We start from the raw sequence: 11,870 nt of genomic DNA on the forward strand, positions 1-11,870 counted from the left end.
AACAGATGTTTATTTTGCATTTTCTCATCTGTCGCAGCGCTTAAGTATGATTATTTGAACTTTTTCCTGCAAAATCCAAACTTTTAGCTCGGGGCAGACCATGACCATCGCAGCCACCAAGAGTGAGCAAAGCTTTCGCCAGCTTGTTCGCCGCAACATCACTTTGCCGCTTGCTATCGGGCTGGTCAGCGCCGTTTTTTTCATTGGCCTGATCTTCTATCTGATGAGTGTGCAGAAGTGGGTGGAGCGAACTGATGAGATCATCAGCAGCGCCAATCACTCGATCAAGCTGACGGTTGATCTGGAAACCTCGCTGCGCGGTTTTCTGATTACCGGTGATGACAGTTTTCTGGAACCGTATGAAGAGGCCAAGCCCCTGATCAAGGTCGAGCTGGCCGATCTTGCCAAGTTGGTTGAAGAAAACCCGGACCAGAGTGCTCGCTTGCGTCGGATTCAGGCGCTGCACGAGGAATGGGACGACTACGCCAAAACGATGATCGCGCTGCGTCGTGACAACGCCGATTTTCAGAGTGCGGTGCGCGCCGGACGCGGCAAACGAATCACCGACAATGCGCGGGAAGAGTACGACAACTTTATTCAGATTGAGCAGCAGCAGCGCCAGGCGCGTAACCAGAAAACCAACGATTCGGTGACCCTGTATGTCGCCCTTTATGTTTTGGGCAGCCTGACGCTGAGTTGTCTGCTGGCCTATTTTGGCCGCCGCGACTTGATGACACTGGCGGCCGAGTACCGTGAAATTTTCGACAGTCAGCAGCAGAGCACAGCGCTTATCGAGCAAAAGGCCTGGCTGCGTAGCGGTCAGAGCCTGTTGGCCGAGCAGGTGCTTGGACAACCCAGTTTGCCGGCGCTCGGGCGCAGTGTACTGAATTGCCTGGCGGGCTATTTGCAGGTTTCTGTGGGCGCGTTCTATGTGCGTTCGGAGCAGGGCGATATCAGCCGGGTGGCCAGTTACGGTTTCTCGAAGGAGATGGAAGAGGCCGAGCAGAATTTTGGCAGCACGGAATCGTTGGTCGGGCAGGCGGCGAGTGAGCGCAAACTGCTGCAACTCGATAACTTGCCCAACAGCTACCTGAAAGTAAATTCCGGTCTGGGCAGCACCAACCCGGTGAGCATTGTGCTGTTGCCTATCAGCAATGGCTATTCGGTTAACGGCGTAGTCGAATTGGCATTTTTGCAGCCGATTCCAGCGCAAGTCAGCGAGTTTCTCGAACTGATCAGCGATGCGCTGGGAACTTCGATCGATGCAGTGCGTAATCGTCAACGTCTGCAGGAGATGCTCTCTGAAACCCAGCAGCTCAACGAAGAGTTGCAGGTGCAGCAAGAAGAATTGCGCACCGCCAATGAAGAGCTTGAAGAACAGTCGCGGGTGCTCAAGGAGTCGCAGGCGTACCTCGAAACCCAGCAGGCCGAGCTTGAGCAAACCAACGAGCAGTTAGCGGATCAGGCGCAGGTATTGGCCGACCAGCGTGATGCGCTGGATGAACGCAATGCCTCGCTGAGCCGTGTGCAGGTATTGCTGGAGGAGCGCGCGCAAGAGTTGCAACGCGCCAGCCTGTACAAGTCTGAATTCCTCGCCAACATGTCGCACGAGCTACGCACGCCGCTCAACAGCTCGCTGATTCTGGCCAAGTTGCTGGCGGATAACCCGCAGGGCAATCTGAGTGCCGAGCAGATCAAGTTTGCCGAGTCGATTTACGCCGCCGGTAATGACCTGTTGACACTGATCAACGACATTCTGGACATCTCCAAAGTAGAGGCCGGCAAGCTTGAAGTCCGCCCGCACGAATTCAGAGTCGAGCGCCTGGTCGAAGGGCTGCGTAACGTCTTCGAACCGCTGGCCAACGACAAGCAACTGAGTTTCTCCATCGAACTGCTTGCCGGTGTGCCGGACGCCCTGTTCAGTGACCAGCAGCGGGTCGAGCAGATCCTCAAGAATCTGCTGTCGAACGCGATCAAATTTACCGAGAAAGGCCAGGTCACGCTCACTGTTGGCCGTCAGCCGGGCGCAGGCGTTGCCTTTGCCGTGCAGGACTCGGGTATTGGCATCAGCGATGAACAACACGAGACGGTGTTCGAGGCTTTCCGTCAGGCGGATGGCGCGATTAACCGTCGCTACGGCGGCACCGGCCTGGGGCTGTCGATTTCACGTGATCTGGCGGCATTGCTCGGCGGCTCTATCAGCTTGCAGAGCACGCCGGGCGAGGGCAGTACCTTCACTCTGGTATTGCCGGAAACCTTCGAAGAGTCGCCGTCTGCGGAGCCCGCCAGTGAGCCGGTTCGCGCAATCGAGTCGCCCAAGTTGCAGACTGTCGCCGCGCATGAGCCGGTCCCGGCGCTGTCGGCTGCGTTGCCGACCTTTGCGGATGATCGCGAGCGCTTGCCAGCAGCCGGTCGCTGCGTGCTGGTGATCGAGGATGAACCGAAATTTGCGCAAATCCTCTTTGATCTGGCCCACGAGCTGGAATACAGCTGTCTGGTTGCGCATGGCGCCGATGAAGGCGTCGAGCTGGCCGGACGGTTGCTGCCACAAGGCATTCTGCTCGACATGCGCCTGCCGGATGCTTCCGGCCTGACTGTCTTGCAGCGCCTGAAGAACAATCCGCTGACCCGGCACATTCCGGTGCACGTGATCTCGGTTGAAGACCGCATGGAAGCCGCGTTGCAGTTGGGGGCCATCGGATACGCGGTCAAACCGACCACGCGCGAACATCTGAAAGCGGTATTTGCCAAGCTCGAAGCCAAGCTGTCGCAGCAAGTTAAACGCGTCCTGCTGGTTGAAGACGACGCCTTGCAGCGTGACAGCATTGCCCGCCTGATTGGTGATGACGACATCGAAATCACCGCCGTCGAGTTCGGTGAAGAGGCGCTGGAGTTGCTGCGCACGACCATTTTCGATTGCATGATCATCGACCTCAAACTGCCGGATATGCAGGGCAATCAGCTGCTCAAGCGCATGGCCGGTGAAGATATTTGCGCGTTCCCGCCGGTGATCGTCTATACCGGTCGTAACCTCACGCGTGATGAAGAAGCCGACCTGATGAAGTACTCCAAGTCGATCATCATCAAGGGCGCGCGTTCCCCGGAGCGCCTGCTCGACGAGGTCACGCTGTTCCTGCACAAAGTTGAGTCGCAGTTGTCTACTGAACGCCAGACCATGCTCAAGTCTGCCCGTAGTCGCGACAAGGTATTTGAAGGCCGGCGCATTCTGCTGGTTGATGACGATGTACGAAACATCTTCGCCCTCACCAGCGCGCTGGAACAGAAGGGCGCGGTGGTCGAGGTTGGGTGTAATGGCCGTGAGGCGATCGAAAAGCTGAATCAGATCGACGATATTGACCTGGTGTTGATGGACATCATGATGCCCGAAATGGATGGCTACGAAGCCACTCAGATCATTCGCAAAGACCCGCGCTGGCGCAAGCTGCCGATCATTGCGGTGACCGCCAAGGCGATGAAGGACGATCAGGACCGCTGCCTCAAGGCCGGCGCCAATGATTATCTGGCCAAGCCAATCGATCTCGACCGGCTGTTTTCATTGATACGGGTATGGATGCCCAAACTGGAACGGATCTGATGGCACCCGAGAGAACTCGCGATATTGAGTTGCGCCTGCTGATCGAGGCGATCTACCTCAAGTACAACTATGACTTTCGCGACTACTCCGGGGCTTCGCTCAAGCGCCGTGTGCGCCATGCGCTGGTGCAGCTTGAATGCCAGAGCATTTCAGCCCTGCAAGAGAAAATTCTCTACGATGCGGGCGCGTTCATGCAGCTGCTGCAATACCTGACCATTCCGGTGAGCGAGATGTTTCGCGACCCCGATTACTTTCTCGCGTTACGCCAACAGGTCATGCCGGTGCTGCACACCTATCCATCGCTGAGGATCTGGATTGCCGGTTGCAGCACCGGCGAAGAGGTCTATTCGATGGCCATCCTGCTCAAGGAAGAAGGCCTGCTGGAACGTTCGATCATCTATGCCACGGACATCAATCCGGTGTCGCTGGAGCGCGCCGAACGCGGGATTTTTGCTCAGGACAATATGCGAGCCTACACCGAGAACTACCAGGCAGCGGGTGGCCGTCAGGCATTGTCCGACTATTACACCGCAGCCTACGACGGGGTTATCTTCGACAAAAGCCTGCGCGCCAACGTGACCTTTGCCGACCACAGCCTGGCCACGGATACGGTGTTCGCCGAGACCCATCTGGTGTCGTGTCGCAACGTGCTTATCTATTTCAACAAGCCGCTGCAGGATCGTGCGTTCGGCCTGTTTCACGAGTCGCTTTGCCACCGAGGTTTTCTCGGTCTGGGCGGTAAGGAAAGCATCGACTTTTCCAGCTACGCACGCAGTTTTGAGACGCTCTGCCGACCCGAGCGGATTTTCCGCAAGTTATGAGCCAGCAGGCATGGCGGGCCGCACTGGCGGCGCATCCGGCAGCAATCGAAGCGCTGGTGGTGGGCGCCTCGGCGGGCGGCGTGAATGCGTTGCTGGCGATTTTTGCCGGCCTGCAGCCGGGCTTTGGCGTGCCCATCGTGGTGGTGTTGCACCTGCCGGACAATCACCGCAGCAGCCTGGCCGAGGTGCTTGGGCGGCGGCTCGGGCTGCCGGCCAAAGAGGCGGACAGCGGCGAGCAGTTGCAGCCGGGCATGATCTATTTTGCAGCGCCTGGCTATCACCTGTCGGTGGAGGCTGATCGCAGTTTGTCGTTCAGCCGGGAAGAGCCGGTGTATTACTCGCGGCCTGCGATTGATTTTCTTTTTGAATCAGCAGCGGACGTTTATGGCCCCGCGCTGGCGGGTTTTCTCCTGACCGGAGCGAATCAGGATGGCGCTGCCGGGCTGGCCGCCATCAAGCAACAGGGCGGTTTTACCGTCGTGCAAGACCCGAACGAGGCACATGTACCGACCATGCCTATGGCCGCACTGGCTTTGCAGCAGCCGGATGTTATCGCCGGGCTGGTCGAAATCCGAGCATTGCTCGCCGAACTGGAAGCTACTCGAACATGCTGAGCAAGATCGAAACAAAACTGTTGATCGTCGATGACACCCCCGAAAATCTGGTTGCACTGGATGCACTGATTCGGGGTAAGGATCGCATCATCTATCACGCCAGCAGCGGTGAAGAGGCACTCGGGCTATTGCTTCAGCATGAGTTCGCGCTGGCGATTCTCGATGTGCAGATGCCGGGCATGAACGGCTTTGAGTTGGCCGAGCTGATGCGCGGCACCGAGAAAACCAAGAATATTCCGATTGTCTTTGTCAGTGCCGCCGGCCGCGAGCTGAACTACGCCTTCAAGGGCTACGAAACCGGCGCCGTGGACTTTCTGCAGAAGCCGCTGGATGTGCAGGCGGTGATGAGCAAGGTTGCGGTATTTGTCGATCTCTATCGCCAGCGTCAGGCCATTAAAATCCAGGTGCAGGCACTTGAGCAGAGCCGCCGGGAACAGGAAGCGCTGTTGAGCGAACTGCGCTGCGCGCAGGAAGAACTCAAGTTGGCGGTGCGCATGCGCGATGACTTCATGTCGATAGTCTCGCACGAGCTGCGCACCCCGCTTAACGGTCTGATTCTGGAAACCCAGTTGCGCAAACTGCACCTGCAAAACGGCAATCTGCAGGCCTTTACCCCAGAGCGACTGGAAATCATGACCACGCGCGATGAGCGCCAGATCAACAGTCTTATTCGCCTTATCGAAGATATTCTCGATGTTTCGCGGATTCGCACCGGCAAACTGTCGATTCGCCCCGCCGAGGTGGATCTCGGTGTGCTGGTCGAGCATGTGCTCGATAGTTACAGCGCCCAACTCGCAGAGGCGGGTTGCACGCTGGAGCGCGATATCAGCGAAGGCGTTGTGGGTTACTGGGACGCTTTCCGGATCGAACAGGTGGTGATTAACCTACTCACCAACGCCATGCGTTATGGCGCCAAGCAGCCGGTGGCGGTGCGGGTGTTTGCCGATAATGATCAGGCGCATGTGCAGGTGCGTGATAACGGTGTGGGCATTTCGGTTGAGGATCAGGCGCGGATTTTCGAGCAGTTTGAGCGGGTCAATGCCAACCATTCGGCGCAAGGGTTGGGGCTTGGCTTGTTTATCACCGAGCAAATCGTCACCGCGCATAACGGCACGATCAAGTTGCACAGTGAATTGGGCGCGGGCTCAACCTTCGAGGTGATCTTGCCGCTCAAGCAGGCTGAGAGCTCTGAGCCGGTAGCGGCTGCGCAATAAGCTAGCGGGTATTCGGTCGTGCATTTTGCAATGCATGCAAAATGCTATCGTGCAGGATGCAACTGTCTGCACGATTTTAATTTTTTAAGTTATTGATTTATAAGGATTTATTTTTCAATATTGATTGGCACGCTGCCTGCAAAACACCCTGCATTATCAAAATTTAAGAAGGGTGTCGCGCCGATGAATACTGTACTGAACTTGCTAAGTGCTGCAGCAGTTGTGGTCACCGGAACGGTTGCATCCACAGCGCCGACCATCGAAAGCACCGCGCCACAAAGCGCTCAGGTGATTATTCATACCCAGCCTACTTTGCCGACCCAGTTGCCGGCTAATTCGGCGGCGCGCACAGCGTCCTTCATACCTTCGGTCAGTGATTCTTCAGCTAATTCTTCTGCTGACAGTCTGGTCGACAGCCAGCCGCTGCAGTTTGAGCTGGATCGCGAGGCTAATCAGCGTTGGGTTTTCTGATCGTTCAAGGGCTTTAGGTTCAGCGCGGATTTTACCGTGCGCCAACCGATTTATCTGCGTGCACACTGGAGGAGAATATGTCGAAAGCAGGGCTGGGATTATTGTTACTGAGCGTTGTGCTCGGGGCTGTACTGGCAACGGACGCGATCACCGGCGTGTCCAGTTCAGCGGTCATCAAGGGTCTGTTTGGCCTGACATTGGGTGCATCAATTGTTGCGCTGGCTTTGGGCCGGCGGATCAAGTTTGACCCGGTGCTGCGTTAAGGCAGCACCCGTCCAAACCTCTCTGAGCGTTAGCTCAAGCTGCGCATCGGCAAGTTGATGCAGAACAGCGCGCCTTCACCCGGGCGTGATTCAAGGGTGATGTGGCCACCGTGCAACTGAATGATCTCCTGGCAGAGCGCCAAGCCCAACCCAACCCCGCCTTTACGTTTGCCGACTTGTACGAACGGTTCAAATATCCGTGACTGTTGGCTGAACACCACCCCGTCGCCGTTATCCTTGACGCAGATGATGATCTCGTTGTTTTGGTACTGCGCATTCAGCAGAATATCGCCGCCTGCCGGCGTGTGGCGTAAAGCGTTGACCAGCAGGTTGTCGAGCACGCGTTCAATCTGAGCGCGGTCGATGGGCAACAATGGCAGGTCATCATCCGGTTCACAGCGCAGGGTAATGCCTTTCTCGGCGGCCTCATTGGCGAAGCGTTGGCCGGTCTGATTGATCAGGTCCGCAAGGTCGCATGGCGCCAGATCAAGCTTCTGCAAGCCGCTTTGATAACGCGAGAAATTCAGCAGGTCGGTGATCAGATCAACCAGTCGCTGCATTTGCTCGTCAACCGTCTGGGTCAGATCTGCCTCGCGTGAATCCGGTGCAAACTTGAGCCGTTCCTGAAGCAGGGCAAAGGCCATGTGCATGCCGGTGACTGGCGTGCGCAGCTCATGCGAGGCACGCAGCACGAACTCGCTGCGCACTCGCTCGAAAGCCCGCTGTTTGGTCACATCGCGCAGCACCATCACCGCACCTTGAATATTCCCGCCACCTTGGCTTACGGGCGTCAGACTGTAGCTCAGCAGGCGATGTTCGCCATGGGCGTCTATCTCAAGGTCGGCAATCGCCGATTCCAGGGTTTTGCCCTGCAAAACGCGGCTGATCTGTTCATCGAGGCCTTCTTTGTGTAATGCCTGATCAAGGCGTTCACCAATGTGTTCCAGGCCCCAACCAAGCTGACGTCCGGCAACCGGATTGAAGTGTTGCAGCAAGCCGTTGCGGTCGAACATCAGCAGGCCGTCATCAATGCTGTCGAGTACCGCTTGCAGGCGTTGCTGTTCGGCCATCAGGGCTTCGATATTGCTGTCCTTGAATTGTTGCAGCGATTGCGCCATGAGGCCAAAGCGCCGGCTCAGCGCCGATAGTTCAGCCACTGGCGAGGTGGGCAGGGATATCTGCAAGTTACCCTTGCCAATCTGGTCGGCGGCACTGGCCAGTGCCTCGATTGGGCGGGCGACGCGTTTGGCGATGTTGTGCGCGGTAAGAAAGCCGATCAGCAGCAGCGCCAGACCGATCAAACCCAGCAGGGTGCTGACGATGGTCGCGCGTTCGCGGGAGTTTTGCTGGGCATTCTGCACGGCTTCGACGTAGCGCATTTGCACGGCATTGATGCGGTCGCGCAGCGCTTGCAAGGCGCGCGTGAACGCGTCGTTATGCAGCAGATCGCGGCGTATTTGCACCGGTGAGTCGAGCAGTTTGCCGAACAGTTCATAAGAGCGGGCGATTTCGCTAATAGCCTGGCGATCGGCCTCTTCGGTGCTGCTTTCAAGTGCTTGAGTCAGCCACGTGCGAAAGCGCACATCGGATTCCTTCAACGCCAGTGGGTCGAAGCTATCCTCCAGCAGCAGGATCACCTGCGTGCCCATTTCCTGACGAAAGCCGATGGTCGCATCAATGATGTCGAGGTTGCGACTCATGGCCTGGTTTTGTACGCGGGTGATCTGCCACACGCTGACCATGCCCAGTATCAGGCCGATCAGCGCCACGGTTAGCAGCGCACTGCCGCTGACGAACAGCCGGGTTCTTAACTTCATAGGTCGTACTGTTTGCGTTTGCGATACAGGGTCGAAGCGTCGATACCCAGTGCCTTGGCAGCTTGATCGAGGGTTTCGCTGCTGGCCATGACGGCGGCGATATGACTTTTTTCCAGCTCTTCAAGACTCAGTGCGCCGCCCACGCGTGGCGCCTGATTACTGGTTGATTCGGTCAGGCCCAGATGAATCACCTGAACCATTTCTTCCTGGCAGATGATGCTCGCCCGTTCGATCACGTTGCGCAGTTCGCGGATATTGCCCGGCCAGGAGTAATTCGCCAGAACGCTCAATGCCTCATCGCTGAAGCCGCGCGCGGGGCGGGCGTAATCCTTGACGAAGCGGGCCAGGAAGCGCTCGGCCAGTGTCAGCACGTCTTCAGTGCGTTCGCGCAGCGCCGGCAGTTTCAGAGTGATCACATTGAGGCGATACAAGAGGTCCTCGCGGAAACGCCCCTGACGAACCATCTCGTCAAGATTGAGGTTGGTCGCGGCGACGATGCGCACATCGGCCTGACGGGTCACCGGATCACCGACGCGCTCGTATTCCTTATCCTGAATAAAGCGCAGCAGTTTCGGTTGCAGGCTGAGCGGGAAATCGCCGATTTCGTCGAGAAACAGCGTACCGCCGTCGGCTTGACTGACCCGACCGAGGGTGCTTTCGCTGGCGCCGGTAAACGCGCCTTTGGTGTGACCGAACAATTCGCTTTCCATCAGCTCTGCGGTCAGTGACGGGCAGTTGATGGTGACTGAATTCTTCTTCGCGCGGCGGCTCCAGTGGTGAATGGCGCGGGCCAGTTCGCCTTTACCGGTGCCGGATTCGCCGAGAATAAGGATGTTGGCGTCGGTTACCGCCACCTGGCGGGCGGTTTCCAGCACCGCCATCATCGACGGGCTGCTGGAGTCGAGGTCGTTCTTGCGCTGGCGCACCTGACCTTCCAGAGTTTCCAGGCGCGCTTCCAGTTGCCGTGCTTCGAGCTGTTTGCTGGCGGCCAGACGCAGTTGTTCGGGGCTGCAGGGTTTCACCAGATAATCGGCCGCGCCAGCCTGCATGGCGTCCACGGCGGTATCGATGGCTGAGTGTGCGGTCACTATCACCACGCGCATCCAAGGCGCTTGTACGCGCATCTCGGCGAGCACGTCGAGGCCGTTGTCATCGCCGAGGCGCAGGTCAAGAAAGCACACATCAAATACCTGGCGTTGCATCAGGCTTTCGGCCTGCGCCGCGCTGTTGGCGGTCGCCACGGTGTAGCCCTCGTCTTCGAGGCAGTAGCGGAAGGTACGCAGGATCGCCGACTCGTCATCGACCAGCAAAATACGTCCGCTTTTAGGTTCTACCGCATCCATTTCAGGCTCCAATTGATGTGTGCAGAGATTAGTCCACAAGAAATCGTGCAAGTTGCACGGCGAGTATGACCTTATCTTGCAGGCTGCATGCTGGCACCCTGTCTTTTTATGTCGTAAGTATCTGATTTTATTGGTAAAAATATTTATCAAAAAGCTGGCACAACGCTTGCGATATCTACTGCATATCCCGCTAAACGCGGATTGTTTATGCACAGAGACAGGAGGACAACATGCATAAGTTGAAAACTCTGGTATTGGCCACAGCGTCGGTCGGCATGTTTGCTCTGACCCCTTTGGCGGCCAACGCAGCAGAAGGTGACATGAGCCAGCAGTTGAGTGAAGCGCGCCAGGAAGGCTCGATCTGGACTGCAATTGCGCTCAACCGTCATCTCAATCCTTTCAGCATCGACAGTGAAGTCGACAACGGTACCGCCGTCCTCACCGGTACAGTCGAGAGCAGTGTCGAGCGTGACCTTGCCGAGCAGGTAGCGTTGAGCATCGAAGGTATCAACAAGGTTGATAACCAGCTCAAGGTCGACAGCAAGGTTGAGCGCAAGACTAACGATTCGAAGTCTCTGGCCAATCGTCTGGATGATGCCAGCATCACCGCCACGGTGAAGTCCAAGTTGCTCTGGAACAGCAACACCGAAGGCCTCGACATCAGCGTTAAAACCGAAGAGGGCGCCGTGACGCTCACCGGTAATGCACGTACCCCGGCGGCCAAGGAGTTGGCCGGTAGCCTGGCTTCCAACACCGAGGGTGTGCGTGAAGTATTCAACCACCTGAGCATCAGCAAGGCCGACAGCACTGCTGCCGAGGCGCAAGCCGCCGCCGATGATGCCAGTGCCGCGATCAGCGATGCCTGGATCACCAGCAAGGTGAAATCGAGTTTCGTCTACACCCGCAACCTGGATGCGTTCGCCATCAGCGTTGAAACGCACGACGGTGTAGTCAAGTTGAGCGGCACGGTATTGAGCAGTGCAGCGAAGAATCTGGCGGTCGAAACCGCCCGCGATATCCGCGGTGTCCGGGGCGTCGATGGTGATGCCCTGCGCGTAGAGAGTTAAGGATCTTATGTGCCAGGGAAGGCAAAAAGTGACTGATTGTTTAGAACCCGAGTGTCACCCAGCTTCAGGCGTTGCCAGTTGGCCGCGTCCAATCTGAAGGAGAAACATCATGAGCAATAAAACAGAGCAACTGAACGAACTGATCGAAATTACCCGTGACGGTAAGCGTTTCTACGACCACGCGATCACTGAAGTGAAAGATGTCCGTTTGCAGACCATGTTCCGTGATCTCTCAACCGTGAAAACTCAAATCATCGAAGCGCTGGCCGTGAAGGTCGCCGCCAACCAGGACTCGCCAGCATCTGGCGGCACCATGGTCGGCAAAATGCGCGAAGTCTATGCCGATGCGCGGGCAACTCTGTCCAGCGACGAGGAAGCGACTTACGTCGCCCAGCTCGAAGAAGCCGAAGACCGCATCCTGCACGCATTTGAAGATGCGCTGGAAAGTGCTGATCCGGATGTGAAGGCCCTGCTGGGTGTGGAAATGCCGAAGGTGCGCGCTTGCCATGACCGCATGCGCAACCTCAAGCAGTCCATGCAGTAAGCCTGTATGCGGGGCAAGGATGCCCCGCTTTCACTGCGGACTCTCAGGGAGTCGTGCAAAACGCCTGATGAAACCGCCAGACCGTGCAGGATGCAAGCTTCAATCGTTTTATTTTATTTCT

The 11,870-nt window shown here is 57.2% G+C and carries 10 protein-coding genes; 8 read left to right on the forward strand and 2 right to left on the reverse strand.

Going from position 1 to position 11,870, the window contains the following annotated elements; translation table 11 throughout:
* The first annotated feature begins 100 nt into the window (after positions 1 to 100).
* The 6 genes from PMYSY11_RS00300 to PMYSY11_RS00325 all read left to right on the forward strand — a co-directional run bounded on the left by PMYSY11_RS00300 (position 101) and on the right by PMYSY11_RS00325 (position 6,978).
* Entirely contained in the window at positions 101 to 3,595 is a 3,495-nt protein-coding gene (locus PMYSY11_RS00300) for a response regulator (protein ID WP_150548008.1), read from the forward strand.
* Entirely contained in the window at positions 3,595 to 4,416 is an 822-nt protein-coding gene (locus PMYSY11_RS00305; protein ID WP_150548009.1) for a CheR family methyltransferase, read from the forward strand. The genes PMYSY11_RS00300 and PMYSY11_RS00305 overlap by 1 nt, the downstream gene beginning before the upstream one ends.
* Positions 4,413 to 5,030 (forward strand): chemotaxis protein CheB, encoded by a 618-nt coding sequence (locus PMYSY11_RS00310; RefSeq protein ID WP_069900882.1) that lies wholly within the window; start codon positions 4,413 to 4,415, stop codon positions 5,028 to 5,030. The genes PMYSY11_RS00305 and PMYSY11_RS00310 overlap by 4 nt, the downstream gene beginning before the upstream one ends.
* Complete coding sequence (locus PMYSY11_RS00315) at positions 5,024 to 6,244, forward strand: hybrid sensor histidine kinase/response regulator (protein WP_150548010.1); 1,221 nt, start codon at positions 5,024 to 5,026, stop codon at positions 6,242 to 6,244. Before PMYSY11_RS00310 ends, PMYSY11_RS00315 begins: the two co-directional genes overlap by 7 nt.
* Positions 6,245 to 6,427: 183 nt before the next feature.
* On the forward strand, positions 6,428 to 6,715 hold the full coding sequence (locus PMYSY11_RS00320) for a hypothetical protein (protein ID WP_069900879.1): 288 nt from the start codon (positions 6,428 to 6,430) through the stop codon (positions 6,713 to 6,715).
* A 77-nt stretch (positions 6,716 to 6,792) separates the two neighbouring features.
* Positions 6,793 to 6,978, forward strand: a complete 186-nt coding sequence (locus tag PMYSY11_RS00325; protein ID WP_069900877.1) for a PA3371 family protein — start codon at positions 6,793 to 6,795, stop codon at positions 6,976 to 6,978.
* Positions 6,979 to 7,007: 29 nt separating this feature from the next.
* Here the strand turns inward: PMYSY11_RS00325 and PMYSY11_RS00330 are convergent, their stop codons facing one another.
* Together PMYSY11_RS00330 and algB are read right to left on the reverse strand one after the other, a co-directional pair.
* Positions 7,008 to 8,795 (reverse strand): KinB sensor domain-containing domain, encoded by a 1,788-nt coding sequence (locus PMYSY11_RS00330; protein WP_150548011.1) that lies wholly within the window; start codon positions 8,793 to 8,795, stop codon positions 7,008 to 7,010.
* The gene (gene algB / locus PMYSY11_RS00335; protein ID WP_150548012.1) at positions 8,792 to 10,138 is read right to left on the reverse strand and encodes a sigma-54-dependent response regulator transcription factor AlgB; all 1,347 of its coding nucleotides are present in this window, start codon (positions 10,136 to 10,138) and stop codon (positions 8,792 to 8,794) included. Before algB ends, PMYSY11_RS00330 begins: the two co-directional genes overlap by 4 nt.
* A 230-nt stretch (positions 10,139 to 10,368) precedes the next feature.
* On the opposite strand from algB, the gene PMYSY11_RS00340 reads away from it, so the two are divergent.
* Together PMYSY11_RS00340 and PMYSY11_RS00345 are read left to right on the forward strand one after the other, a co-directional pair.
* Positions 10,369 to 11,205, forward strand: a complete 837-nt coding sequence (locus PMYSY11_RS00340; protein ID WP_069900867.1) for a BON domain-containing protein — start codon at positions 10,369 to 10,371, stop codon at positions 11,203 to 11,205.
* A 109-nt stretch (positions 11,206 to 11,314) separates the two neighbouring features.
* Complete coding sequence (locus PMYSY11_RS00345; RefSeq protein ID WP_069900865.1) at positions 11,315 to 11,749, forward strand: ferritin-like domain-containing protein; 435 nt, start codon at positions 11,315 to 11,317, stop codon at positions 11,747 to 11,749.
* The last annotated feature ends 121 nt before the right edge of the window (positions 11,750 to 11,870 follow it).

Source organism: Pseudomonas marincola, assembly GCF_900682675.2.
GTDB classification, from domain to species: Bacteria; Pseudomonadota; Gammaproteobacteria; order Pseudomonadales; family Pseudomonadaceae; genus Aquipseudomonas; species Aquipseudomonas marincola.

Excerpts from the sequence above, each read along its gene's own strand:
- PMYSY11_RS00300 (WP_150548008.1), top strand. The coding sequence starts at position 101 with ATGACCATCGCAGCCACCAAGAGTGAGCAAAGCTTTCGCCAGCTTGTT.
- PMYSY11_RS00305 (WP_150548009.1), top strand. The coding sequence starts at position 3,595 with ATGGCACCCGAGAGAACTCGCGATATTGAGTTGCGCCTGCTGATCGAG.
- PMYSY11_RS00310 (WP_069900882.1), top strand. The coding sequence starts at position 4,413 with ATGAGCCAGCAGGCATGGCGGGCCGCACTGGCGGCGCATCCGGCAGCA.
- PMYSY11_RS00315 (WP_150548010.1), top strand. The coding sequence starts at position 5,024 with ATGCTGAGCAAGATCGAAACAAAACTGTTGATCGTCGATGACACCCCC.
- PMYSY11_RS00320 (WP_069900879.1), top strand. The coding sequence starts at position 6,428 with ATGAATACTGTACTGAACTTGCTAAGTGCTGCAGCAGTTGTGGTCACC.
- PMYSY11_RS00325 (WP_069900877.1), top strand. The coding sequence starts at position 6,793 with ATGTCGAAAGCAGGGCTGGGATTATTGTTACTGAGCGTTGTGCTCGGG.
- PMYSY11_RS00330 (WP_150548011.1), bottom strand. The coding sequence starts at position 8,795 with ATGAAGTTAAGAACCCGGCTGTTCGTCAGCGGCAGTGCGCTGCTAACC.
- algB (WP_150548012.1), bottom strand. The coding sequence starts at position 10,138 with ATGGATGCGGTAGAACCTAAAAGCGGACGTATTTTGCTGGTCGATGAC.
- PMYSY11_RS00340 (WP_069900867.1), top strand. The coding sequence starts at position 10,369 with ATGCATAAGTTGAAAACTCTGGTATTGGCCACAGCGTCGGTCGGCATG.
- PMYSY11_RS00345 (WP_069900865.1), top strand. The coding sequence starts at position 11,315 with ATGAGCAATAAAACAGAGCAACTGAACGAACTGATCGAAATTACCCGT.